Here is a 23925-nt window from a genome sequence, read left to right as displayed (position 1 = left end):
CTATTGCAACTGCAGCAGTGCTCTTTGTACACTTTCCACCACCTCTGCCCAGCTTTTGTATTCTTGCTGCCAAAACAGACGCATGGAAGGATACCAGGGACTCGTTTCCTGTAAACGCAACCACTGCCAATCAGGGACAAAGCAAAGCATCCCCCACGCGGGTTTACCTATTGCTCCTGCCAAATGCAGCACAGAACTATCAACACTGATAATCAAATCTAACTTAGTCATTGCCCAAGCTAGGTCTAAATAGTCTTTCAGGTAGGGTTCTAGGTCTATCACTTGTACAGTATTTGGTAATTGTTGTAAATCTCTTGCCCGATCGCCCTTTTGTAAACTGAAAAAAGTCACTCCAGACATGGCTAAAATTGGTAACAGATCAATAATTGGACAGGATCGCAGATCGTTATTACTAGCCCAAGCAAAACCAACGTTAAATTTACCTAAATGCTCCTGCATGAATTCGTCAATTTGCGGTCTGAAAACAGGTGTGATATAGGGAATAGCAGCAGGGATGTTGTCAAGAGTAGTTTTTAAGACCTGTGGCACACTTAACAATGGAATATAGGTATCAAACGAGGACAGGAGAATCTCTCCCGCTAACAGCAGTTCATCAATCCCTTCTACCAATTTGAATAATCCGTACAGCTGTTTGGGACACAAAACTAGCAGGCGCTTACACAAGCGTTTAACGATTGGAGCGTAACGAATAAACTGAATTGCCTCCTCTGTGCCTTGCTCTGTGTAGAGCAGAATTGTTTTGTCACTGATGTCTTCCCCCTGCCAGCGGGGTTTGGGGACATTTAGAGGGGTAAATCCGGGAGTTCGCCATCGCCATTCATATTCTTCCCACCCTCGCATGAAGTCACCCTTTCGTAACAGTTCTATGCCTAGATGCCAATGGGCGGTCGCTTGATCGGGTTGTATACTAACCGCCTTCTCGTAAAATGCAATTGCCCTATCCCACTCCCGATAACGAGCACAAATTCTCCCCAGGGAATTCCAAGCATCAGCGTGATCAGGCTGTATTTTGACAATTTCCTCAAATATAGGGAAAGCCTCTTGGGGTCTATCTAGGTCTAGGAGAGTAGTTGCCATGTTATACTTCGCTTGTAAAAAGTCAGGGTCTAGTTCGAGGCAGCGCTGATAATACTGCAAAGCTGAATCTAAATCCCCCTGGTTATACAAATCATTCCCCCACTGCAACATAACGTCAGGGTTTTCCCTGGACAGACGCTGGAGTTTTTCTGCCAAATACTGTAAACGATGCTGGCAATCAAGCCCCGCCTGCTCAGCCGGCGAGATAGACAAGTCCACAGTGCTTGGGGCATTCTGCAACTGCTGTAACTGCCGATCGAAGGAATTGCCTGGATAGCGCATATACTCCACCGTCTCCTCTGCAGAGGAAACGATCGCACAAAAATTAGCCAAACAATTGGTATACACCCCATCTGCCTTATCCAACTCATCTTCAGGAAACCCCTCTATAAAATCATGGGCTTCCTTTCTGACACACAAATTCAGACAAATAACCCTTTCCATTTGTGCTTTCCAGTAGGGATGTAGAGGATCAGCAGTGTGTACGCCCATCTGCACCGCCGCTGGCAAATTAAAAGGCAGCCTAAACTTGGCACTTGTATTCACTGGACGACTCATTAACTGCAAAGCAGAGTAGCAAAGCAGAGTAAATATGTTGCGGATAGTAGAGGTCATCATCATTACAGAAAAATAACACCTTGCCTGTGGCTGCCCTTGCCCCTGTATTGCGTGCTGCTGGTCGCCCCCGCTTCCGGTCATGTTCTATCAAACGATAGAAAGATTTACCCCGGACAAACTGTTGGACTATCTCCCAGGTATTATCTGTAGAGCCGTCATTCACTAGTATTACCTCATATTTACAGTGGTGTTCTGGTTTCTCCTGTGCTAAGTAGTAATCAATGCTAGCCTCTATACTCTTGAGTGTCCTTTCTAGAACCCCCTTGCCTCTCCTGTTAGTGTTGTACACAGGTATGATGACAGAAAAGGAGTCAATCACTCGTTCTGGGGGCGTGGACAGTTCAGTCTGTACAAATTGACAAACAGCCTCATCAGGTAAAAAGAAAGAGTTAGTCAAGTGAACGTCGTTAGTCTCCAGCACCTCAGGATAACGATGGGGTAAAACAGAGATGGCAAAAATTTCCTGCACTCCCTCTATAAATCGTAAAAATCCCAATGTTTCTCCTGTAACAATATTGACAATCCATATACCACAAATTCGCTCTGTCAATCTCTGGGTAAGGGGAATACCGCTAAACACAGCAGTTTCCCGCACTTGCGAAAGACCAATGAAAGCTAGATTACCCCAAAAATCTATCCCCCTGGTAAAAACTGGCAGTTCTGCCACTGTGGTTAGTGCTCCCGTTCGTAAGTCAACGGTGGCAACACTACCTTTACCTGACTCCAACACCCATAACCTATCTCTGTACCATCTAGGGGAATGGGGCATAGACAACCCCCGACAGATAAACTCATTGGTTGCTATATCCATCAATATCCCACCCCTAGCTCTATTTGCGCGCCAGCCGTTAGGTGTATCTGTCTCCCCTAAAGCTGTAACATAGCGGGGTTTGCCCTCCCTCACCCCCAAGCCATTCAAATGACACCGATCGGTTAAATCGTAACCCGAAATAAACGGTGGCCGCCACTGGGGTACAAAACTGTGGACGCGATCGATCGTGCAAAGACAGGAAAGCTTAGTATTGATAAACCAAATTTCATCATCTGCATAAGCCATTTCATGGATGTCAATATCTCCCGTAATATGGGATTGACGGAGAAGATAACAGGCATCGTGTTTGTAGGGAGGGATCAATTTAGCAGTGACAGCTGGCAAATTGCGGAATTCCAAAATCTGATAACTGGAACCGAGGGCAATTTTTTCACCATCCGCTGCCAGTCCCATAGGCTTGTCGAACTTACGGAAGTGGGTATTGAGTTTATCTCCATCCGCCCTCACTATGATTAAAAAACCTGCTTGGTAGGTGGACACTGCTAAACTGATGCCCAAACTTTGTAGAATGTGGGGGAAGTTAGTAGTAAAGACAGTGCGCAGAAAAATTGGGTCTAGGAACAGGTTCCATATTACCAAGTCCTTGGCCAGTCCCCCCATAATCTCCCAGGAGCGAAGATAATCTACTTAATAATATTCTAGTAGAAACTTCAAGGAAATAATAACTGGGAAATCATTACCATGTTAAATAAAAGGCATAGTAGCAGACTAGCGGTGCCCACTGTGTGAATTTGTATCAGGACATACACAAACGAGGCAGGGAAAAGTTTTGCTATAAAGATAGCCCTTGGGTATACCACAGGGAACACCAGTTAACAAAGGAGCATGGGTAAAGGACGGATTAACGCCGGTAAAGTGCTTATGCCAAATTCTGTCTAACACTTGTCAAATGGAATGCCACTAGTTAGACGACCTTGTAAGCCCTTTGGAATGGGAGGTATAGATGCTGTGCAATTTTGGCGGGAAGAATTAAAATTCGGTAAGCTTATCACTAAAAATATATGGGTTGTTCTGATGGTTTATCTACTGTTATAGTTGATGGGAGGAGATGTAAATGGGTGAACTGTGCTGGTTTGGTCATGGCAAAGATGATCTACACCATAATATTTTGTTAAGTTCTATTTGACATTTTTCTGTCGCAGGCGATCACGGGAGCTACACCATCGGTCTGTACCTAGTCTCTAGAGATGGAATCACCATTTAGCCTAGCACAGGGGCAAGGCGGTCAAGGGCAGCGGGGTCTAGGTATTTTTGACGGATAACAGCGGGGGAATTGCCGACCCAGTAGGCAACAACATCGGAGGAAACACCAGCCGCAATTTGCAGACTGATAAAGGTGTCACGGCAGTTGTAGGGGGTCATGCGGATGCCATTTTTGTAATCCAAGCCTAAACTAGCTAATACCCCCCGCCACGCTCCTACGTTGAAGTTCCTGATGTTGATTGGTTTGCCCCTTTTGCTGGGAAAGACGAGGGGATTAGTAGAACGATCGAGGGACTGCAGTAGTTCTTGCAATGCTTGATTACAGGGAAACTTGCGTACAACACCGGTTTTAGTGGATTGGCGTTCTATTAGCTTACTGCCTGCTATAACAATGCTGGCAGCAAACTGGACAAAACTGCAATCTAAGGCAACAGCAGACCATTTCAGTCCCACTGCTTCACAGGGACGACAGCCAGTCCAAAACAAAAATTTCACCAGGGGGGCATAGTGGCTGTAGGTGGAATGATTGACAAAGGCAGCAATAATCTGATCTCTTTCTTCCCGTGTAAAGGCAACAGGAGCAGTAGGTTTATTGGTTTTGATTTCTCTGTACATACCCGCAAAGGGATTCCGATCGAGCAATCCATGTTTTATACCCCACTGACAACACTTAGACAGGTACATCAGCGCATCCTGGGCTTGCCCTTTGGTCGTAATTTGTAGTAGCTCTCCCCGCAGGCTAACAGGGTCTTGCAGTCCTTCTGTAGAACATTTGGCTAGATAGCGTGTGACTGCCTCATAGCTGTTAACGATCGTGGTGGGGGAGAGAATTTGCTTTTGGTAGTCGACAAATCGCTGCCACAGTTCTGCTAAACGGACGGTCTGACCCTCTGGGCGTTCGTTAGTTATGTATAAAGACTTATTTTCTGGGCGAAATAGCCCTAGTTCAATGTCCTGACGAATTTTCAAGGCTTTTTGATGGGCAATGAGGCGGTTATGGGGTGTATCGGGCAGGCGTAGGCTCCAAAAAAACCTCTGTTTATGGAAACTAAAAACTAGACGTAGATTGCCCCGATCGTCACAGACAGCAACTTCCCCTTTGCGGTGGCGTTTTTGTTTTTTGCGTTTCATGTTATTACTTTGTTTTTTGTCCAATAGGTTTCCCTGTATCCCCCGAAAGCCTAGTAGTGTATTTTAACCACGCTTGGCAACAATCATCACAGGCATACCTTTCTGTATATTTTGGCAGAACAGTCGGTAGGCAGGGGCAGAAGACAAACAAATGACATCGTGCTACACCTTGGGAAAATGCTGTTAGTGCTCTCCTATCCTGTTCATAGCTCTGTTAAAATCAACCGATGCTAAGGTATAGAGATTAGCAAATTAGAACAGTTATTTCCCAGTTATTGGCAGCAGAAGCAACCGCTATACTGGAAGAGTAGTTAGCCAAACAATTACCTTGAACCAAAAGCGTCCTGTTTTTCCCTTTAGTGCCATCATCGGGCAGGAGGAGATGAAACTTGCCCTGATCCTCAATGTCATTGACCCCAAAATTGGCGGTGTGATGATCATGGGCGATCGGGGTACGGGTAAATCTACAACCATCCGTGCCTTAGCGGACTTGCTCCCCGAAATTGAAGTTGTGGCTGATGACCCCTTTAATAGTCACCCGACTGACAGTGAGCTGCAGAGTGAGTTTGTGCGGGAGCGCCTAGCGCGGGGAGAAGTATTACCGATTGTGCGCAAAAAAGTAGCCATGGTGGATTTGCCCCTGGGAGCAACAGAAGATAGAGTATGCGGCACGATCGATATTGAGCGGGCGTTAAGTGAGGGAGTAAAAGCCTTTGAGCCTGGTCTGTTAGCAAAAGCAAATCGGGGCATTTTATACATCGATGAAGTGAATTTGTTAGATGACCACTTAGTAGATGTGCTGTTGGATGCAGCGGCTTCTGGCTGGAATACCGTAGAAAGGGAAGGGATTTCCATTCGTCATCCGGCTAGATTTGTGCTAGTGGGGTCAGGTAATCCCGAGGAGGGAGAATTGCGCCCCCAATTACTCGATCGCTTTGGTATGCACGCCCAGATTAGGACAGTCAAAGACCCTGAACTACGGGTGAAAATTGTTGAACAACGCACCCAGTTTGACCAGAATCCCTATGCCTTTCTGAGTGCCTATGCCAGTGCGCAGGCAGAATTAGAGCACAGAATTACGGCAGCTCAACAACTGTTACCCCAGGTCACAGTGCCCCAGGAGTTAAAACTGAAGATTTCCCAAGTCTGTGCCCAACTGGACGTGGATGGACTGCGGGGGGATATTGTCACTAACCGTGCTGCTAAAGCTCTCTGTGCCTATGAAGGCAGAACAACTGTGACAGTGGGGGATATAGAAAAAGTAATAGTTCTCTGTCTGCGCCACCGCCTCCGCAAAGACCCCCTAGCTTCTATTGACTCAGGGGATAGGGTGCAAAAGGTATTCCAGGAAGTGTTTGCCCAAGTAGCGTGATCACCTTGGTGACAGGACCAACCCGATCGGGTAAGAGTGAATGGGCAGAAAAATTAGCCCTCTCCTCTTCTCTGCCGGTTATCTATATCGCTACTGCTCAAAACTACCCCGATGACCCCGAATGGCAGGACAGAATTGCCCGACACCGCTATCGCCGCCCCCCTCACTGGCAAGTGCTGGAAATACCCATTGATTTGCCCACCGTGCTCCCCTCTCTCCCCTCCCCTGCCTTTGTCCTCATTGATTCCCTGGGTACTTGGGTCACTAACCTCCTCTCCTCTCCCCAATGGGAGCAATACTGCCAAGATTTCCTTACCGCTTTGCAACTGTCCCCAGCCGAGATCGTTATCGTAGCAGAGGAAGTGGGTTGGGGCTTGGTATCTCCCTATCCCCTCGGCAGATTATTCTGTGACCGCCTGGGAGTTCTGGTGCGGGAAGTTAGTAAAATCGCCGATCGGGTTGTATTGGTAGTAGCGGGGTACGCCCTCGATCTCTCCCAAATAGGGGAACCCTTGTCCTAAAGTGGCTGCAAACAACTCAGACCTACTGAGCTACAATATAAGGCTAATATCCTAGGGGAATTTTGATGGTAGGAGTCAGACCAGAGATTCGACAATTGCAGTCAAGTCTGATTCGCTGGCGTAGGCACTTCCACCGTTTCCCGGAATTGGGCTTTAAGGAGAAGCAAACTAGTGCCTTTATTCAATCCCACCTGCGGGAGTGGGGCATCCCCTATGAAGTACTACTGGATACAGGGGTGGTAGCGACAATTTCTGATGGGTCAGGGGGCAAGGTATTGGCAATCAGGGCAGATATGGATGCTCTGCCTATCCAGGAGCTAAACATGGTGGAATACCGCTCCCAAATCGACGGACTGATGCATGCTTGCGGCCATGATGGGCATACAGCGATCGCTCTGGGTACAGCCTATTACCTCTGGCAACACCGTCAGGAACTCAAGGGCACAGTAAAAGTGATTTTTCAGCCCGCCGAGGAGGGACCAGGGGGGGCAAAACCTATGATTACGGCGGGAGTTTTGGCGAATCCCAAGGTAGATGGCATTCTGGGGTTGCATATCTGGAACAATCTCCCCTTAGGCACGATCGGGCTGAAACAGGGGGCACTAATGGCAGCGGTGGACATCTTCCATTGCACTATTACCGGCAAGGGAGGGCACGGAGCGATCCCCCAACAAACGATCGATGCGGTAGTAGTAGCTGCCCAAGTAGTAAGTGCTCTGCAAACCATTGTCAGCCGCAATATTGATCCCCTGGATAGCGCTGTGGTCACGATCGGCAAGTTACAGGCTGGGACAGCTCCCAATGTCATTGCCCAAGAGGCCCACCTCAGCGGCACAGTGCGTTACTTTTCCCCTAGGGTGGGAGATGTAATCTATCAGAGGATTGAGCAGATTCTACAAGGTATTTGTGCTAGCTACGGTGCCAGTTATACTCTGGACTACCAGAAGTGTTATCCCCCTGTCGTCAATCACCCCGCAATGACAGAATTAGTGCGATCGGTAGTACAAGAGACGATCGATTTAGAAGTGGTACCCAACTGTGCAACATTAGCAGCAGAGGATATGTCCTTTTTCCTACAAGAAGTACCTGGGTGTTTCTTCTTCTTGGGTAGCGCTAACCCCGCCAAAGGTTTACATTACCCCCACCATCACCCCCGCTTTGACTTTGATGAAACTGTACTGGGGACAGGGGTAGAAATTTTTGTCCGTTGCGCGGAACGTTTCCTTGGTTATGCCCCAGCAAATTAGTCTGTTTGACTTTGGCGAACCCGATCCCTCTCCCCCCACTCCTCCTGGTACTTTTGCCAGCCTAGATGAACTGGTGGTGGTGGCAAGTCAGTGTCAAAAATGTCCCCTAGGAGCGACCAGGACTAACATCGTAGTAGAACGGGGTAGTAGAAATGCCCCCATTATGATTATCGGGGAAGGTCCAGGACAGCATGAAGACGAGCAGGGACTACCCTTTGTGGGAAAAGCGGGGCAGTTACTGGATAAAATCTTGGCTTCTGTCAATCTTGACCCCGATCGGGATGTCTACATTTGCAACGTGGTGAAATGTCGTCCCCCTGGCAACCGTGTACCCACAGATGAGGAAATCGAGAGTTGCAAACCCTACCTCCTGGAGCAAATTCGCCTAGTCAACCCCAAGATTATTCTACTGACGGGGGCAACAGCTGTACGGGCAATTACGGGCGACAAACAGGGGATTACCAAAATTCGGGGGCAGTGGAGTCAATGGGAAGGTCGCTGGGTGATGCCTATTTTCCATCCCGCTTACCTCCTCCGCAACCCCAGCCGTGAACAGGGTAGCCCCAAGTGGTTGATGTGGCAAGACATCCAAGCAGTCAAGCGTAAACTGCAAGAACTCATGCTATCCTAGAAAAGTTGCTTTGATAAATTAGCTGTGCCCAAACTCAAGACCCGCCGATCGGCTGCCAAGCGCTTTCGGGTGACCGGCACGGGCAAGATAGTCCGCCGTCGGGCTTGCAAAAATCACCTCCTACAGCACAAAACCAGTACGCGCAAGAATCGGCTCTCCCACCCAGCCCTCCTCCATGAAACCGACACCGATCGGGTACACGGGATGTTGCCCTACGTCAAACGTCCCCAGCGGAACACTGTAAAAACTACTACCGTAGAAAATAGCCATGACCAGAGTTAAGCGAGGAAATGTCGCCCGTAAACGGCGCAACAAAATCTTGAAACTGGCTAAGGGATTTAGGGGTTCCCATTCCACCCTTTTCCGTACTGCCAACCAGCAGGTAATGAAAGCCCTGCGCAACGCCTACCGCGATCGGCGCAAGAAAAAACGGGACTTTCGGGGGCTGTGGATTGTCCGCATTAATGCCGCTGCCCGTAGCCGGGGGCTGACCTATAGCCAGCTAGCAGACAAACTGCGCAAAGCTAATATTCAGCTCAATCGCAAAATGCTTGCCCAAATCGCCGTCAAAGACCCCCAAACCTTCGACTACATCATCCAAGTTGCTACCCAAGGTTAGAGGACGCGCAAAACAGCTCCCACAGTCTGCAAGGTAGGCAGTTCCTTAATTTCCCGAATTGCCTGCCAAAAATCTGCTTCCCGCACTGTGTGGGTGATGACTACTACTTGGGCGTATTTCCCCAGTCGGTTCTGCTGGAAAATCGTCTCCAGACTGACGCTATAGCGACCAAAAATTGTCCCCAGTTCTCCAATCACACCCGGCTGGTCGAGGGTAGTAAAACGAGCATAGAATTGATTCTCCCTGGGGGGGACAATCTGCGCCTTGCTGGTAGGCATGTAGGATAACAGCGGGTGGGGAGGATGGGACAACAAAGCACAGACATTAATTAGATCGGCAACTACCGCACTAGCAGTAGCCCCCTGCCCCGCCCCTGGACCAGCAAACACAATCTCCCCGATCGGGTCACCTTTAATGGCAATAGCATTAGTTACGCCGTTGATGGTAGCCAGGGGATGCTCTTGGGGAACCAGCATAGGATAAACGCCAATTTCTAAACCCCCTGTCACCAGCTGGGCACGGGCAATTAGTTTAATGACATACCCCAATCGAGCAGCAGAAGCAATCTCCAAACTAGACACATGGCGGATACCTTCACGGCTAACCTCACTGAGGGGAATCCGTTGACCAAAAGCAAGACTGGCAAGAATAGCGATCTTATCGGCGGCATCAAAGCCATCAATATCAGCGGTGGGGTCAGCTTCGGCATAGCCCAGTCTCTGCGCGTCCGCCAAAATCTCCGCTAGATCGCCCCCCTCCTGGTGCATGCGGGTCAGGATATAGTTAGTCGTGCCGTTAACAATACCTTGGATACTGGTTAGGCGGTTAGCTCCCAGAAACTGCTTGAGCACATTGACGATGGGAATACCTCCCCCCACCGAAGCTTCCAGCATGACATAGACTTGGTGGCGTTTGGCTAACTCAAAAATCTCCTCCCCATGGCGAGCAAGCAAGGCTTTGTTAGCAGTTACTACGTGTTTATTGTTGCTAATTGCCTGTAATACTAAGTCTCGGGCTGGCTCAATTCCCCCCATCACCTCCACCACAATTTGAATTGACGGATCGTTAACAATACTTTCCAAGTCAGCAGTAAATAAACTAGGACTGAGGGTGACCGATCGGGGCTTAGAGGTATCCCGCACACCAATTTTGACAATTTCCACTTCCTGTAACAGTGGATGCCGCCCTGCGGGGTCAGTGAGCACCTGCACAACCCCTGTACCCACCGTCCCCATGCCTAGTAAGCCAATTTTGATCGTCATGGTGGATTTGACAACAGTTCTATGATGATAACTTAAGAGTAGTACCTAGGGTATATTGATAGAGAAAAATTCCATAGGTTAAGTAATGCGTAGGTTAAAACAACTAGGGGAAAACTTAAACGCCTACACTGTTTCCTTTGCGGTAGAGTTACTGGAGGACATTCGACAGTCTTACTATCAGTATGTACATCCCCTTCTATCTGACCAGCCGCAATTGTTGCAACCCAAAGAACTACAAGAAAAAGACTTAGGAGAATATCATCTCGTTAATTATCCTGGTACTACTCTGCTATGGGTGTCCAGTAACACTGCCAAAACCTATAATCTTTACCGTCAGTTCCTAGATAAGTTAGACATCATTGATGACATTAAACTTCTCGTTGATTACAGAGAGAAAATTGTCATGTATTGCGGATTTCTCGTGGTCAGCAATGTTATCAGGCAGCCCAAATGGCACTATGACTATCGCCAAGGCGCAAATGCCTATACTTTAATTACTCCCTTGCTAGCACTATCAACAAACCATGGCAACCTATGCTATAGAGATGACCGACACAAAACCAACATCTATCGTTACAAATTAGGGGAAGCAATTATTTTTGGGGAAGGATTTTTGCACTCCACTGAACCTTATCCCCCCTGCTCAGATATACGTGTTTTGGTCAGCTTAACTTGCGGTACTGATAAGCTAGGCTATTGGCATATCACTTCCCGCACCATTGCTACTCAATCCCGTTATTTTGTCCTGCCCTGTGGCTGTGTAGTGGGTACTTGCAACTGTTATGAGCTATTTCAATTACGCCTTGTTCGCTTCCACATCTGGCTATTTCTGCGCTACTTAGCCCCCTTAGGTGATAACGTACTGCTCTATATTGGTCTCACTATCAAAAACAAAGATTGAGATTATTTATGGCAACCCTCCAGATTCAGGTCGCAGCCAAAATTAACCCTATTCTCCAAATCGTATCAGAAAGAGCCGATGGCTATCACGAACTCAGTCTAGTGTTTCAAAGCATAGGTATTTGGGATACCATCCATCTGACATCTAGTGTAGAAACCCAATTGATCTGTAACCACCCAGAATTACCTACCGATCGCTCTAACCTTGCCCTTAAAGCTGCCCACTTGTTACAGGCAAAATTCCCTGACTGGGGCGGAGTCACCATCGAATTGCACAAAGAAATCCCGATCGGGGCAGGACTAGCTGGGGGGTCAGCAGATGCGGCAGGGGTATTAGTGGGGTTGAATAACCTATGGGGCTTGGGGTTAAGTACACCACAGTTGCAAGAATTGGCGCTGGAGTTAGGTTCTGATGTGCCCTTCTGTGTGCGGGGGGGGACAGCCTGGGGTAGGGGCAGAGGCGAAATTCTCACACCCTTACCCAGTCCCAATTGGTGGGTTTTGGTCTGTAAACACAGAGACTTAAGCATTTCCACAGCCTGGGCTTATCAAAGTTACAAAGCAGGGCGCTTCATCGAAAAGCCTAAGACAATCCCGATCGAGTCTCTCCTCTACAGTTGGCAAACCGACCCCCGCCTGCTGACCAACGACCTAGAACAGGCAGTTTTACCCCACTATCCCCAAATTAGGGAGCTAAAAAATGCTTTACAGGAATTGGGGGCTGAGGGAGTGCTCATGTCCGGCTCAGGAGCGGCGGTGTTTGCGGTTGTACCCACCGAGGCAGCAGGAGTAGAGATGCAGCACAGAATTAGCGATCGGTTCCCCACTGTTGCCACCTGGTTGACCCATACTGTGCCTGTAGGTGTGATCGTAAAGAATCAGGAAAAGTGAGCACAAATCCCTGTAAAGTATTATTGGAAGAACGAAAGTGCCATGAACGCCGAGAAAATTTTGAAGGAATACGCCACAGGTACAAGGGATTTCAGTCGCACCAGCTTAGTGGGGATCAACTTGTTCCAGGCAGACCTACTGGGGGCAGATTTCAGCCGATCGGACATCAGCAGAGCCAACCTCGTTCTCGCCTTTTTGAGCAAAGCCAACTTCAGCGGTACCAAACTGACAGGGACACGTCTAGGAGGGGCAACCCTCAACCAAGCGGAAATGACCAACGCCAACCTCAGTGAGGCGGATTTGCACGGAGCCAGACTACAGCGGGTTAATTTGTTCGGGGCTAATCTTGCCCTTGCTAATTTGATGGATGCTGATTTAACCAGTGCAGACCTGCGCAACGTCAATTTACGGGGGGCAAACCTAAAGGGGGCAATCCTTGCAGCTGCTAACCTAAGGGAAGAACGGGGCTATCCCACCACCAGCCTTGCCAGGGCTAACCTGCAAAAAGCTGACCTACGGGGGGCAAACCTTACAGGTGTGGACTTAGCTGGCGCTGACCTCAGTGGGGCAAACCTCAGTGATACTACCCTAGTGCGTGCTAATTTGAAGGGGGCTAACCTAATCGGTGCCATTATGAAAGGGGTACAACTAGCGGAAGCTGACATCAGTGAAGCTATCCTCACAGGGGCGGACATGACTGAAGCCACCCTCACTCGCGCCAACCTCAGTCAATCCAAACTGGACAAAGTCATCCTAAAACGGGCTAGTGCCAACCGTGCCAATCTGAGCAGTGCCTCTCTTGTAGAAGCAGACTTAAGTATGGGCATTTTCAGTGGAGCAGACTTCAGCCGTGCTAACCTAACCCGAGCGCTCCTGCGGGAAGCCTCCCTTGTGGATGCCTACCTAGCCAGGGCAAATCTGACAGAAGCAGACTTAACAAGAGCTATATTGGAAAAAGCGGAAATCAGCGGGGCAATTCTGATGCGGGCAATTTTACAGGGTACAACCATGCCAGACGGCAGAGTAAATAACTAGGGGGAGTTATGGACTTTTGGGAAGAAATATTTGCGGACCTAGAAAAGCGGGAAGACATTCATCGCATCAAAAAGCTAATCCTATTTACTTGCCATGATTTTTGGGCAGATGAAAATTACGACTTAGATGGCACACCGATCGGGGAATTGATTCATGAAATGTTAGAAATTATTCCTACCCTGGACAAACTCAAAGAAATGCTCAACAGTCATGTCAAAAAGCTCAACAAACAGGCAGAATACTTTCTTGCGGCAGATGCTATTATTGACACATTAGGTCCTGTCTATGCCCAGCGCAACACTGAGGCAACCAACAGCTCTGACCTCTTAGAAGAAGCAACCACTGTAACTGATGATACCAGTGCGGAAGTAATCTACTATGAAGACTCGGAATATGACTATCACAAACTAGCAACTGGCAAAAAACTGGACTACATTCCCCGTCCCTTTGATTTACGAGCGGAAATTGCCCGCCAGGTCAGTCCGCTGCAAGCTAAGATACTGCTGTTTTCTGCTTTACACTTTCGGTTCAATCCCCAAGACCGTGATTGGTCGGCTCTTAGCGCCTATATTCTTGATGATTTACTCCTCCAGTTGTTCAAAAAATGTGACACCTTTGCCTCATTGGAAAAGAAATTGGCAGATACAGCCGATAAACTACCTAATTCGGACGAAAATCGCTATGTGGCAGCCGTAATTGCAGGGGCAATGAAATCTCTCTATGAAGGTACTTAAATACGCCTACTATCCTGGCTGTGTAGCTAAGGGAGCTTGTCGAGAATTACACGCTTCTACCACCGCTATTGCCCAAGTTTTGGGTATTGAATTAGTAGAATTAGACCAAGGCAGTTGTTGTGGCGCTGGTACATTTAGGGAATCCGATCCCCTCCTAGAAGATACAATTAATGCTCGCAATATTGCCCTCGCTGAGGCAATCAATCTCCCGCTGATGACTCAGTGCAGTACCTGTCAAGGTGTAATTGGGAGAGTCAACGAAAAATTGCAAAATAATGCCGATCGGCGGGCAGAAGTTAATCAAGTTTTAGGCAAGCAGGGAATGGAATATCGAGGCACGATCGAAGTTTTACACTTCCTGTGGGTGATGATTAGGGATTATGGACTCGATCGTTTAACTAATAAAATTATCCGACCATTAACAGGATTAAAATGTGCGGCTTTTTATGGGTGTTACTTGTTGCGGGGGCAAACAATACAAAGATTTGATGACCCCTATCATCCCGAGAGTTTGGAGCAGGTGTTTAGGGCAGTGGGAGCAACACCAATTTATTACAATGGTAGGATACAATGCTGTGGCTTTCCCCTATCTAGTTACGACACCCAAACCTCCTTCCGGATGGCAGGTAAGCATCTCCAAGAAGCGATCGAGCTAGGAGCAGATTGTTTAGTTACTCCTTGTCCTCTTTGTCATCTTAATTTGGATTCCCGCCAACCAGAAGTGGAAGCAGTTATAGGAAGAAAACTGAGCATTCCTGTTTTGCACCTACCGCAATTGATTGGTCTAGCTTTGGGTATCTCTCCTAAAGTTTTAGGATTAGACCGTCATGTAGTACCAACAAACAGTTTATTAGACAAAATTGCTAGCTACTAAAAAATGGCAAGACCTATATTACGGTTAAAAGCAAAGATTGAAGCTCTACATTTCCGCGGGCAATTATCTAACTTAGTGGAATATGATTGGGATAATTTTCACATAAATATAGCCAAACCTGCCTGTAAAATTAGATTTTCTTCAGGAGCAGAAATTGCGTTATCTAAGTGGAGGGGACCAAAACGCACCCGCACTTATCCCCTAGCAAAAGTTTACAATACCTATTCCCATAGTGGGAAAACAATTACTGTAATTCCCATTATTAAAGATGAAGGTGGTGACACCAATCTCGATCGAATTAATTATACTACCCTTTCCTGGATGAACTCGATGAATATTTACATAATATTAGCATGGTATAGTGAAGCTAAAGAAAAGGATGGGAAGCGACTGACTAACCAAAAATTGGAAGTTAGCCATGTCCGAAAAAAATTAAACAAATTTTCAGTTGCGAGATGGATGCCCGCTGTTGGAATCGACAACACTTTAGGCGGAATTTCATCTCTATTTACAATAGAGCCTTAAAAAGTTATGAGTCAATCAGTAAAAAACGGGGGGTTACTCTTCACAGTGAGACAGCGCACAAACAGTTCCTAGAGGATGTGAAAGACGATTCTAGACCCTGGTTATTGGACTTAGAAAAATACGCAAAAAAATCCTCAGATGACTCATCAAGTGCGGCAGAAAGAGAAGTGAGGACAGAGCACAATCTGGAAAAAGTGCAAGCTGGTACGGCAAAGGGGTTATTAGAAATAAGGGATTGCTCACGTGGAGTTTATTACTTAACTGCTGATGAGATCATTTTTGGAAACGGAGATGAGGTTATAATTCAAGAAAGCAAAAACACGACAAAGTCATATATTCTCGCTTGGGATGATATAAAAGATGGTCTCTTTAAGTTGCTACTCTACTCTCAGTTACAGGAGTTGCAGATAGAAAAGAGGAGTTTAACTCACTGTGCCCGTCTCAGACTAACGGGAAAATTTTCTGGTAGCTTAACTCTGCCTAATGATGATGCAGTAATAAGAACTTTTGCTTCCTCTGCTGGCTTGAGGAGTAAATCTATTACTAAACTAATGTGGTTAAATGAAGAGTTACGCCTGTTAAATATAAAGGGTATAGTGGAGGGTACTAATGCTTAAAAGTCCCTTGCGGTTCCCTGGCGGTAAGTCGCGCGCCCTCACCCAAATACTGCCCCTAGTGCCAGCCTTCGAAGAATACCGTGAGCCAATGGTTGGCGGTGGCTCCATATTTATTGCCCTCAGACAAAAATTTCCTGACTGTAAATTCTGGATCAACGATATTAACTACGAGTTGTTTTGCTTTTGGAAAACTCTTCAAGGATATGGTGAACGCTTAGCTGCAGCTGTTGAGCAAATATATTGGGAAACACAGAACGGCAAATCCCTCTTTTATTACCTGTTAGACCGCTATGGGCAGGGAGATGAATTTGAGCGTGCAGTACGTTTCTTTGTACTCAATAGAATTACTTTTTCTGGGACAGTTGACTCAGGAGGCTACTCGGAACAGGCATTCAAAGGACGGTTTACATTGTCATCCATCGATCGGTTGCGAAAAATAGCACCTCTTTTAGAAGGAGTAAAGATTACCTGGGGGGACTATGAACCAGTGGTTGTTGCTGCTGGTGAGGAGGTTTTCCTATTCCTTGATCCCCCCTATTATTCTGCTGCCGATTCACGTCTTTACGGCAGGCAAGGCAGGATTCATATTGAATTTGATCATCCCCGCCTGGCTCAAGTGCTGCTTACCACACGTCATCACTGGTTGCTCACCTATGATGATAGCCCCTTTATCCGCAGCCTCTACCAATGGTGTAATATTTCTCCTTGGAGTCTGCAATATGGTATGAACAACTATAAACGATCGACTGCTCCACATGGGCAGGAAATTTTTATTGCTAATTATCCTATAAAATCTGTGCAGCAACTAAAACTAAGTTTAGAGTGAGGAAGTGTCAGAACTATTGATCTTGGTAGATGAACACGATCGGGAAATCGGTGTGGGGGAAAAGTTGGCAGTACACCGATCGGGGCAATTACACCGAGCTTTTTCTATTTTTGTGGTCAATCCCCAGGGAGAACTTCTCTTGCAACAACGGGCATGGGATAAGTATCATTCGGGGGGGTTATGGACAAATACCTGTTGTAGTCATCCCCGTCCGGGTGAGTTGGTGTTGGAAGCTGCCCATCGGCGTTTGCAGGAGGAGATGGGATTTGATTGTGAGTTGGTGGAGTTATTTAGCTTCATTTACTATGCAGAACTGGATGGGGGACTGATTGAGCATGAGTATGACCATGTACTGCTAGGGAAATTCGCAGGCGTTCCTCAAGTTAACCCTTTAGAAGTAGTAGCTTGGCGCTGGATTGATGCTAAGAAATTAGAGGAGGAGATCAGGAACTACCCCGATCGCTTTACCTATTGGCTACGGCAGTGTTATCCCCAGTTTTTGAGTTACCTATGACTATTGCAGATATTGTTACTAAGCAGAGGGAATTTTTTGCTACTAATGCCACTCTAGCTGTAGATTATCGTCTGGCACAACTGCAGTTACTAAAGCAAGTGATCCAAACGCAGCAGGAGGTGATTATTGCCGCACTCCAGAAAGATTTGGGTAAGCCTAGATTTGAAGCCTATGCTAGTGAAATTCTCATTCTTCTGGAGGAAATCAATTTTGTCTGTAAACATCTTAAGCAATGGGTAAAACCCCAACCCGCTAAGATTTCTCTCGGTCAATTTCCTGCTAAGGGTTTTGTCTATCCCCAACCACTAGGTGTAGTATTAATCATTGCTCCCTGGAACTACCCATTTCAGTTACTGGTCAGTCCCCTGATTGGTGCGATCGCTGCTGGCAATTGTGCTGTCCTTAAACCCTCAGAGTTTACTCCCCATGTCTCCCAAGTGATTGCTCAGATTTTTCGGCAGAATTTCAATCCTGCTTTTATCAGTGTTGTAGAGGGGGACGCTACAGTCAGTCAGGAATTATTGGCCCAGAAATTTGACCATATTTTCTTCACAGGCAGTACTAGGGTGGGCAAGATTGTCATGGCAAAAGCGGCAGAACACCTCACACCTGTGACATTGGAATTGGGGGGTAAAAGTCCTTGTATTATCGATCGGGCTGTCAATATTAAAACGGCAGCAAGGCGGGTAGCATGGGGGAAATTTTTTAACTGTGGTCAGACTTGTATTGCCCCTGACTATGTCCTAGTCCATGCTGATATTTATGACCAACTCAAGGCAGCTCTGATTGATGCCATCAGGGAATTTTATGGTGATGACCCCCAACAAAGTCCCGATTATGGTCGCATTGTCAACGATCGGCATTGGCAGCGGTTGGTTAATTTTCTAGGGGAAGGACAGATAGTGTGGGGCGGAAACCACGATCGGGAAAATCTTTATATTGCCCCTACAATTGTTGCAGGTGTAAGTTGGGATAGTCCTGTGATGCAGGAGGAGATTTTTGGTCCCATTCTGCCCCTACTTACCTACACTGACTTGGCGGATGTGATCAAGAAAATTAATGACCGTCCTCGTCCCCTTGCCCTCTATTTCTTCTCAGACAATAAAAAGCTCCAGGAGGAAGTCATCAAATCTATTCCCTTTGGCGGTGGCTGTATTAATGATACAATCATGCACCTTTCTAGTCCTTATTTACCTTTTGGGGGTATCGGGGATAGTGGCATGGGAAGATACCACGGCAAGTACACCTTTGACACCTTCACTCACTACAAAAGTATCCTCAAAAAATCCCTAAAGTTTGACCAACAGTGGCGCTATCCCCCCTACAAAATTAACCTCAATTTCCTCAAATGGTTTGTCTAGTCTTCTTACATGTGCCAAGCCTTATAGACCATGTAAATTGCCATTATTACCAGGAAAAGGCGAAATAGATGGGTGACTAACCGATCGGGTAGTTTTGGTAATAAGCTAGCTCCCAACTGTCCCCCCAGAGCTGTGCCCATCCCCAACCAGAATCCTTTCTCCCATAACACATTTCCCTTCAAGCTATGGCTGACTACCCCCCACAGAGAAATAATTGTGATAGCGCCTAGACTCGATCGGATAGCATCTTTAATGTTTTGACCTAGCCACAACATTTGTAGAGGTACCATTACTAATCCACCCCCTACCCCCAAAAGTCCTGACAACATACCTGCTATCCCACCAATCAGGGGAGCACCAGTGACAAAGCGGGGGGTATGCTCTTGTTTACTAATCTGCTTCTTTAAGTCCAACAAAAATATGGCGGTAATTAATAGAAGAGCAAAAGCAAGTAGCAGGTAGCGTCCAGGTAAAATATTGGCAAGTCTTACGCCTAATTCTGTCGTCAGTAATGCAGGTAGCGCCAAATAAATCACTATTCCCCCTGCCAAATTGCCGCTGTACCAGTTCTGTACTGTAGCTGCAGTTGCCCCTAAAAATACCCCCACTAAACTAGTAGCAGTTGCCTGCACGGGCGTTGCTCCTAAAAAATTGAGAACTGGGACAATCACTAAGCCACCCCCAATCCCCAAAATTGCGGCTAAAATCCCCACCCCCATCCCCAAAGCCAATAACCAAAGTGCCTGCCACATACCCCAACCAAATATCATCCACCCGCAATTTGTAGTTAGACAATATCGTCTATGATAGATAAAGTAGATGCACGCAAGAGTCCGATCGAGATATGGTAAACGTCCTGCAAATGTTACTAGGCGACTCCAATCAGCGCCAGTTAAACAAACTCAAACCCTACGTGGCTTTGATCAACTCCCTGGAAGCTGAATACCAAGCCCTCAGTGACGAAGCATTGCAGGCGAAAACCGCGGAATTCAAGCAGAGATTGGAGAAGGGCGAAGACCTAGATGACCTGTTGCCGGAGGCGTTTGCCACTGTCAGAGAAGCTTCCCGCCGTGTTTTAGGGTTGCGCCATTTCGATGTGCAACTGATGGGGGGCATGGTACTGCATGCGGGGCAAATTGCGGAAATGAAGACAGGAGAAGGGAAAACCCTAGTTGCCACTCTGCCTAGTTACCTCAACGCTCTTACGGGCAAGGGGGTACAAGTAGTCACGGTCAATGATTACCTAGCTCGACGGGACGCGGAATGGATGGGACAAGTGCACCGCTTCTTGGGACTAACCGTGGGGCTAATTCAGCAGTCTATGGACCCAGTCGAACGCCAACGCAACTATGCCTGCGATATTACCTATGTAACAAATAGTGAGCTGGGTTTTGACTACCTGCGGGACAACATGGCTACCTCCCTGGAAGAAGTTGTACAACGTCCCTTCCACTACTGCATCATCGACGAAGTAGATTCCATTCTGATTGACGAAGCCCGCACGCCCCTAATCATTTCAGGGCAAGTAGAAAGACCAACGGAAAAATACACGATCGCTGCCCAAATCGCTGCCCAATTAGAGAGGGAAAAACACTATGAGGTGGACGAGAAGCAGCGCAATATCATCCTAACAGATGAGGGGTTTGAGATGGCAGAAAAACTCCTAGGGGTAAAGGACTTGTTTGACCAAAATGACCCCTGGGCACACTTTGTTTTCAATGCCATTAAAGCGAAAGAATTGTTTCTCAGGGATGTTAACTACATTGTCAGAAATAATGAAGTGGTGATCGTGGATGAATTCACAGGGCGGGTAATGCCTGGCAGAAGGTGGAGTGATGGTTTGCACCAAGCGATCGAGGCGAAAGAAGGTGTACCGATCGAACCGGAAACGCAAACCCTGGCTTCCATTACCTATCAGAATCTCTTTCTTTTGTACCCCAAACTGTCGGGCATGACGGGGACTGCCAAAACGGAAGAAGCAGAATTTGTGAAAATCTATAACCTAGAAGTCACCTGTATTCCTACGAATAAGAAAAACCGCCGTATTGACTACCCCGATGAGGTGTACAAAACAGAGGCAGCGAAGTGGCGGGCCGTGGCGCGGGAATGTCAAGAGATGTACGAAAAAGGCAGACCTGTTCTAGTCGGTACAACTAGTGTTGAAAAATCAGAATTACTCTCCTCTCTGTTAACGCAGATGGGAATTCCCCACAACCTCCTCAATGCCAAGCCAGAGAATGTAGAGAGAGAAGCGGAGATCATTGCGCAGGCAGGGAGAAAGAAAACCATCACGATCGCTACCAACATGGCAGGGCGGGGAACGGACATCATCTTGGGTGGGAATCCTGACTACATGGCGAGGCTGAAAATTAGGGAAGAACTATTCCCGCGGATTGTGCGCCCAGAGGATGACAGTCTGATGCAGCGGACGTTATTTAGCAGGCGATCGGGGGGAGAAGGTTTCGGTACGGCTAAGAGGAAGACCTGGAAAGCTTCTGAGCATCTTTTCCCCGCGGAGCTGTCCATGGCTACCCGAGAGAGACTCAAAGAAGCCCTAGATTTTGCAGTGGAGAAATTGGGGGAACAGAGCGTGACGGAATTGCAGGCAGAAGACCTCCTAGCGATCGCGGCGGAAAAGTCGCCTACCAATGACCCTGTCATTCAAAAACTGCGGGAAGTGTTTAACTTGATCCGATCGGAGTATGAACAATACACCAAACAAGAACAGAAAGAGGTAATAGAGTTGGGGGGCTTGCATGTAATTGGCACAGAACGCCATGAATCGCGGCGCATTGACAACCAACTGCGGGGACGCTGTGCCCGGCAGGGAGACCCTGGCTCCACCAAATTCTTCTTGAGTTTAGAAGATAACCTGATGCGCATTTTTGGCGGCGATCGGGTGGCTAGTTTGATGAATGCTTTTCGGGTGGAAGAAGATATGCCTATTACCTCTGGTCTTTTGACCCGCAGTTTGGAAGGGGCGCAGAAGAAGGTGGAGACCTACTATTACGACATACGCAAGCAGGTGTTTGAGTATGACGAAGTGATGAACAAGCAAAGGCGGGCAATTTATGCCGAACGGGCACGGGTTTTGCGGGGTGAGAATCTGCGGGAGCGGGTGTTAGAGTATGCTGACCAAACGGTAGAAGACTTAGTCAACTACTATGTCAATCCTGACCTGCCGCCAGAGGAATGGAACTTGGAAGGGCTAGTCAATAAGACCAAGGAATTTGTCAAACTGCTGAAAGACTTACAACCCCAGCATTTGGAAGGCATGAATCATGAGGAAATCACCGCCTACCTAAAAGAAGAAGTAAGACGCGCCTACGAAATCAAAGAGATGGAAGTAGACAGCGTGCAGCCAGGCTTGATGCGCCAGGTGGAGAGGTTCTACATCTTGCAGCAGATTGACACCCTGTGGCGGGAACACCTCCAGGCGATGGAAGCACTGCGGGAATCGGTAAGCTTAAGGGGTTATGGACAGAAAGACCCTCTCATCGAGTATAAGACGGAAGGGTTTGACCTCTTTTTCGCCATGATGACAGACATAAGACGTAATGTGGTCTACTCCATCTTTGAATTTGACCCCCGTCCCCAGCCCCCCAGTGAGCAAATCGAAGTAGAAGTGGTATGACCTATGCGCTGCCCTTTCTGCCGCCATCCTGACAGCAGAGTCCTAGAATCCCGATCGGTGGAAGATGGTAGCATAAGAAGGCGGCGGGAATGCCTCAATCCCAGTTGTCGGCGGCGCTTTACTACCTACGAGCGGATCGAATTTGTGCCGATTACTGTAATTAAGCGGGATGGCAGTCATGAATCCTTCGATCGTTCCAAGCTCCTGCGAGGAATTGTGCGTGCTTGCGAAAAGACAGATGTTACAGAAGAGCAAATTCAGGGGATTGTGGATGAGATCGAAGCACTGTTACAGAGTCGGGGCGATCGGAAGATTACCGTCACCAGTGCGGAAATTGGGGAGATGGTGCTATGCTACCTGCGTACACTCAACGAAGTTGCCTACGTACGGTTTGCCTCCGTCTATCGTCAGTTCAAGGGTGTGAAGGACTTTGCTGACACATTGCGCCTACTGGAACTAGAGTCCCTCAAAGTGGGGGCAGTTACTACAGGGACCAGCGGGATAGACAGCACAACGCACTAACTCCGAGCGGGCACTATACCTGCAATTGGGATTCCCTAGCACCCAACGTCCCTCCCACTCGTACAGCTCCCCTCTCTCCAGGGGTTGCACAGCTAGAGTCGCTTTGTAAAGCCGATACTTGCCTTTCTGCAAACGGTAGAGGTGACGGCGCTCCAAAATGCGGTACAGATTGCCCTCTACCTCGATGCACTGCCCTGGTTGGGGTTGATGGTCAAGAATTAGCCTAGCAATAAGCCGATCGTGGGAACGCAACTCCACTGGCAAACCGTTATTGAGAGAGTCCATCCAGTCCATCAAGAGAGGCAAACTTTCGCTGCGTTGATGAGCCTACCAAGGGAAAGTAAGCTTGCCGAACCATATTCTGGTGAGCTTGTCGAACTAGTTGATGAGCTTGCCGAACTAGTTGATGAGCTTGCCGAATCATCACGCCGCTTGCTGCACTAGTTCTGCCAGGGGTTTCCAGTATACTTCCCGCCCACTACCCACTTCCAAGACAATTTTGACACGGCTATCCTGTTGGGGAATGTTGGCAATTACTTGCCACTCTTGGCGCGAGAGAAATTTACCCTCAATTAGCCAGACTAGCAAACCCTTGGATTTAGGAGAGAGATTTGCCAAGCGGTATTGAATTTTGGGGGGAAGGAAATAACGCCTCACATTTGGTGGGCCTGGTTGCTTACCCAAGTGGGGAGGGCGAACACCATGAATGCCTGTCAAGTAGGCAGCCACATCCCCTAGCCCTCGTGCTGTGATAAACAAAACTTCGTAGCCAGAATTGCGCAACAGTCGCTGGAAACGACCCTCATAGCCCCCCTCTGGCGGGACATACATCCCCAGTGCCCCATACTTTTCAATATCCTGCAGAATCTTGGTAGTAGTCAACAATGGCATAGGTGAGACATGAACCCGCGCAACTCTACTTAATTTAACATAGGGTGGGGGAAACGATCGTTACTTT

The 23925-nt window shown here is 47.6% G+C and carries 24 protein-coding genes and 1 pseudogene; 18 read left to right on the top strand and 7 right to left on the bottom strand.

What is annotated here, in order from left to right; genetic code table 11:
* From NZM01_03510 to NZM01_03500, 3 genes are all read right to left on the bottom strand, one after another.
* Entirely contained in the window at positions 1-1656 is a 1656-nt protein-coding gene (locus NZM01_03510; protein ID MCS6959095.1) for a tetratricopeptide repeat protein, read from the bottom strand.
* Positions 1622-3148, bottom strand: a complete 1527-nt coding sequence (locus tag NZM01_03505; GenBank protein MCS6959094.1) for a TIGR03032 family protein — start codon at positions 3146-3148, stop codon at positions 1622-1624. Before NZM01_03505 ends, NZM01_03510 begins: the two co-directional genes overlap by 35 nt.
* Before the next feature lie 600 nt (positions 3149-3748).
* Positions 3749-4882, bottom strand: coding sequence for a tyrosine-type recombinase/integrase (locus NZM01_03500; protein MCS6959093.1), 1134 nt, complete (start codon positions 4880-4882; stop codon positions 3749-3751).
* Between the two features lie 382 nt (positions 4883-5264).
* Between NZM01_03500 and bchI the strand changes: the two genes are divergently transcribed.
* The 6 genes and pseudogenes from bchI (at position 5265) to rplT (ending at position 9272) form a co-directional block, all read left to right on the top strand.
* Positions 5265-6254 carry a magnesium chelatase ATPase subunit I gene (gene bchI / locus NZM01_03495; protein MCS6959092.1) on the top strand — a complete coding sequence of 330 codons (990 nt, stop codon included), beginning with the start codon at positions 5265-5267 and terminating at the stop codon, positions 6252-6254.
* Positions 6251-6775, top strand: coding sequence for a bifunctional adenosylcobinamide kinase/adenosylcobinamide-phosphate guanylyltransferase (cobU, locus tag NZM01_03490; protein MCS6959091.1), 525 nt, complete (start codon positions 6251-6253; stop codon positions 6773-6775). The genes bchI and cobU overlap by 4 nt, the downstream gene beginning before the upstream one ends.
* Positions 6776-6840: 65 nt before the next feature.
* Positions 6841-8022 carry an amidohydrolase gene (locus tag NZM01_03485; protein MCS6959090.1) on the top strand — a complete coding sequence of 394 codons (1182 nt, stop codon included), beginning with the start codon at positions 6841-6843 and terminating at the stop codon, positions 8020-8022.
* On the top strand, positions 8006-8653 hold the full coding sequence (locus NZM01_03480) for a uracil-DNA glycosylase (GenBank protein MCS6959089.1): 648 nt from the start codon (positions 8006-8008) through the stop codon (positions 8651-8653). Before NZM01_03485 ends, NZM01_03480 begins: the two co-directional genes overlap by 17 nt.
* A 24-nt stretch (positions 8654-8677) precedes the next feature.
* Positions 8678-8863 (top strand): annotated as a pseudogene (rpmI, locus tag NZM01_03475) (50S ribosomal protein L35).
* A gap of 58 nt (positions 8864-8921) precedes the next feature.
* Positions 8922-9272 carry a 50S ribosomal protein L20 gene (gene rplT, locus NZM01_03470; protein MCS6959088.1) on the top strand — a complete coding sequence of 117 codons (351 nt, stop codon included), beginning with the start codon at positions 8922-8924 and terminating at the stop codon, positions 9270-9272.
* Here the strand turns inward: rplT and NZM01_03465 are convergent.
* Complete coding sequence (locus tag NZM01_03465; GenBank protein MCS6959087.1) at positions 9269-10534, bottom strand: homoserine dehydrogenase; 1266 nt, start codon at positions 10532-10534, stop codon at positions 9269-9271. The two genes, rplT and NZM01_03465, sit on opposite strands and share 4 nt — an antisense overlap.
* 85 nt (positions 10535-10619) lie before the next feature.
* Between NZM01_03465 and NZM01_03460 the strand changes: the two genes are divergently transcribed.
* From NZM01_03460 to NZM01_03415, 10 genes are all read left to right on the top strand, one after another.
* Positions 10620-11435, top strand: a complete 816-nt coding sequence (locus tag NZM01_03460) for a hypothetical protein (protein MCS6959086.1) — start codon at positions 10620-10622, stop codon at positions 11433-11435.
* Positions 11436-11443: 8 nt separating this feature from the next.
* Positions 11444-12325 (top strand): 4-(cytidine 5'-diphospho)-2-C-methyl-D-erythritol kinase, encoded by an 882-nt coding sequence (gene ispE / locus NZM01_03455; protein ID MCS6959085.1) that lies wholly within the window; start codon positions 11444-11446, stop codon positions 12323-12325.
* 42 nt (positions 12326-12367) lie between these two features.
* Positions 12368-13360, top strand: a complete 993-nt coding sequence (locus tag NZM01_03450) for a pentapeptide repeat-containing protein (GenBank protein ID MCS6959084.1) — start codon at positions 12368-12370, stop codon at positions 13358-13360.
* 8 nt (positions 13361-13368) lie between these two features.
* Complete coding sequence (locus tag NZM01_03445; GenBank protein MCS6959083.1) at positions 13369-14094, top strand: hypothetical protein; 726 nt, start codon at positions 13369-13371, stop codon at positions 14092-14094.
* Complete coding sequence (locus NZM01_03440; GenBank protein MCS6959082.1) at positions 14081-14968, top strand: CoB--CoM heterodisulfide reductase iron-sulfur subunit B family protein; 888 nt, start codon at positions 14081-14083, stop codon at positions 14966-14968. Before NZM01_03445 ends, NZM01_03440 begins: the two co-directional genes overlap by 14 nt.
* A gap of 3 nt (positions 14969-14971) precedes the next feature.
* Entirely contained in the window at positions 14972-15493 is a 522-nt protein-coding gene (locus NZM01_03435) for a hypothetical protein (GenBank protein ID MCS6959081.1), read from the top strand.
* 77 nt (positions 15494-15570) lie between these two features.
* Positions 15571-16110 carry a hypothetical protein gene (locus tag NZM01_03430; GenBank protein ID MCS6959080.1) on the top strand — a complete coding sequence of 180 codons (540 nt, stop codon included), beginning with the start codon at positions 15571-15573 and terminating at the stop codon, positions 16108-16110.
* Entirely contained in the window at positions 16103-16936 is an 834-nt protein-coding gene (locus NZM01_03425; GenBank protein ID MCS6959079.1) for a DNA adenine methylase, read from the top strand. The genes NZM01_03430 and NZM01_03425 overlap by 8 nt, the downstream gene beginning before the upstream one ends.
* Positions 16937-16940: 4 nt before the next feature.
* The gene (idi, locus tag NZM01_03420) at positions 16941-17450 is read left to right on the top strand and encodes an isopentenyl-diphosphate Delta-isomerase (protein MCS6959078.1); all 510 of its coding nucleotides are present in this window, start codon (positions 16941-16943) and stop codon (positions 17448-17450) included.
* Positions 17447-18811: an aldehyde dehydrogenase gene (locus NZM01_03415; GenBank protein MCS6959077.1), complete on the top strand. Its 1365-nt coding sequence runs from the start codon at positions 17447-17449 to the stop codon at positions 18809-18811. The genes idi and NZM01_03415 overlap by 4 nt, the downstream gene beginning before the upstream one ends.
* Positions 18812-18816: 5 nt before the next feature.
* Here NZM01_03415 and NZM01_03410 read toward each other — a convergent pair whose 3' ends face one another.
* Positions 18817-19563, bottom strand: coding sequence for a sulfite exporter TauE/SafE family protein (locus NZM01_03410; protein ID MCS6959076.1), 747 nt, complete (start codon positions 19561-19563; stop codon positions 18817-18819).
* A gap of 92 nt (positions 19564-19655) precedes the next feature.
* Between NZM01_03410 and secA the strand changes: the two genes are divergently transcribed.
* Together secA and nrdR are read left to right on the top strand one after the other, a co-directional pair.
* On the top strand, positions 19656-22445 hold the full coding sequence (gene secA / locus NZM01_03405; GenBank protein ID MCS6959075.1) for a preprotein translocase subunit SecA: 2790 nt from the start codon (positions 19656-19658) through the stop codon (positions 22443-22445).
* A 3-nt stretch (positions 22446-22448) separates the two neighbouring features.
* Complete coding sequence (gene nrdR, locus NZM01_03400; protein ID MCS6959074.1) at positions 22449-22967, top strand: transcriptional regulator NrdR; 519 nt, start codon at positions 22449-22451, stop codon at positions 22965-22967.
* Here nrdR and NZM01_03395 read toward each other — a convergent pair.
* Together NZM01_03395 and NZM01_03390 are read right to left on the bottom strand one after the other, a co-directional pair.
* Positions 22902-23261: a DUF6464 family protein gene (locus NZM01_03395; GenBank protein ID MCS6959073.1), complete on the bottom strand. Its 360-nt coding sequence runs from the start codon at positions 23259-23261 to the stop codon at positions 22902-22904. The two genes, nrdR and NZM01_03395, sit on opposite strands and share 66 nt — an antisense overlap.
* Before the next feature lie 129 nt (positions 23262-23390).
* Positions 23391-23858, bottom strand: a complete 468-nt coding sequence (locus NZM01_03390; protein ID MCS6959072.1) for an NAD(P)H-quinone oxidoreductase subunit N — start codon at positions 23856-23858, stop codon at positions 23391-23393.
* Positions 23859-23925: the final 67 nt, after the last annotated feature.

It is taken from the genome of Pseudanabaenaceae cyanobacterium SKYG29 (assembly GCA_025055675.1).
Lineage (GTDB): Bacteria > Cyanobacteriota > Cyanobacteriia > Pseudanabaenales > Pseudanabaenaceae > M5B4.
This window is presented reverse-complemented; position numbering and strand designations above follow the sequence as displayed.

Coding starts and splice junctions, on each gene's coding strand:
- NZM01_03510 (MCS6959095.1), bottom strand. CDS start 1,656: ATGAGTCGTCCAGTGAATACAAGTGCCAAGTTTAGGCTGCCTTTTAAT.
- NZM01_03505 (MCS6959094.1), bottom strand. CDS start 3,148: ATGGGGGGACTGGCCAAGGACTTGGTAATATGGAACCTGTTCCTAGAC.
- NZM01_03500 (MCS6959093.1), bottom strand. CDS start 4,882: ATGAAACGCAAAAAACAAAAACGCCACCGCAAAGGGGAAGTTGCTGTC.
- bchI (MCS6959092.1), top strand. CDS start 5,265: ATGAAACTTGCCCTGATCCTCAATGTCATTGACCCCAAAATTGGCGGT.
- NZM01_03485 (MCS6959090.1), top strand. CDS start 6,841: ATGGTAGGAGTCAGACCAGAGATTCGACAATTGCAGTCAAGTCTGATT.
- NZM01_03480 (MCS6959089.1), top strand. CDS start 8,006: ATGCCCCAGCAAATTAGTCTGTTTGACTTTGGCGAACCCGATCCCTCT.
- rplT (MCS6959088.1), top strand. CDS start 8,922: ATGACCAGAGTTAAGCGAGGAAATGTCGCCCGTAAACGGCGCAACAAA.
- NZM01_03465 (MCS6959087.1), bottom strand. CDS start 10,534: ATGACGATCAAAATTGGCTTACTAGGCATGGGGACGGTGGGTACAGGG.
- NZM01_03460 (MCS6959086.1), top strand. CDS start 10,620: ATGCGTAGGTTAAAACAACTAGGGGAAAACTTAAACGCCTACACTGTT.
- ispE (MCS6959085.1), top strand. CDS start 11,444: ATGGCAACCCTCCAGATTCAGGTCGCAGCCAAAATTAACCCTATTCTC.
- NZM01_03450 (MCS6959084.1), top strand. CDS start 12,368: ATGAACGCCGAGAAAATTTTGAAGGAATACGCCACAGGTACAAGGGAT.
- NZM01_03445 (MCS6959083.1), top strand. CDS start 13,369: ATGGACTTTTGGGAAGAAATATTTGCGGACCTAGAAAAGCGGGAAGAC.
- NZM01_03440 (MCS6959082.1), top strand. CDS start 14,081: ATGAAGGTACTTAAATACGCCTACTATCCTGGCTGTGTAGCTAAGGGA.
- NZM01_03435 (MCS6959081.1), top strand. CDS start 14,972: ATGGCAAGACCTATATTACGGTTAAAAGCAAAGATTGAAGCTCTACAT.
- NZM01_03425 (MCS6959079.1), top strand. CDS start 16,103: ATGCTTAAAAGTCCCTTGCGGTTCCCTGGCGGTAAGTCGCGCGCCCTC.
- NZM01_03415 (MCS6959077.1), top strand. CDS start 17,447: ATGACTATTGCAGATATTGTTACTAAGCAGAGGGAATTTTTTGCTACT.
- NZM01_03410 (MCS6959076.1), bottom strand. CDS start 19,563: ATGTGGCAGGCACTTTGGTTATTGGCTTTGGGGATGGGGGTGGGGATT.
- secA (MCS6959075.1), top strand. CDS start 19,656: ATGGTAAACGTCCTGCAAATGTTACTAGGCGACTCCAATCAGCGCCAG.
- nrdR (MCS6959074.1), top strand. CDS start 22,449: ATGCGCTGCCCTTTCTGCCGCCATCCTGACAGCAGAGTCCTAGAATCC.
- NZM01_03395 (MCS6959073.1), bottom strand. CDS start 23,261: ATGGACTGGATGGACTCTCTCAATAACGGTTTGCCAGTGGAGTTGCGT.
- NZM01_03390 (MCS6959072.1), bottom strand. CDS start 23,858: ATGCCATTGTTGACTACTACCAAGATTCTGCAGGATATTGAAAAGTAT.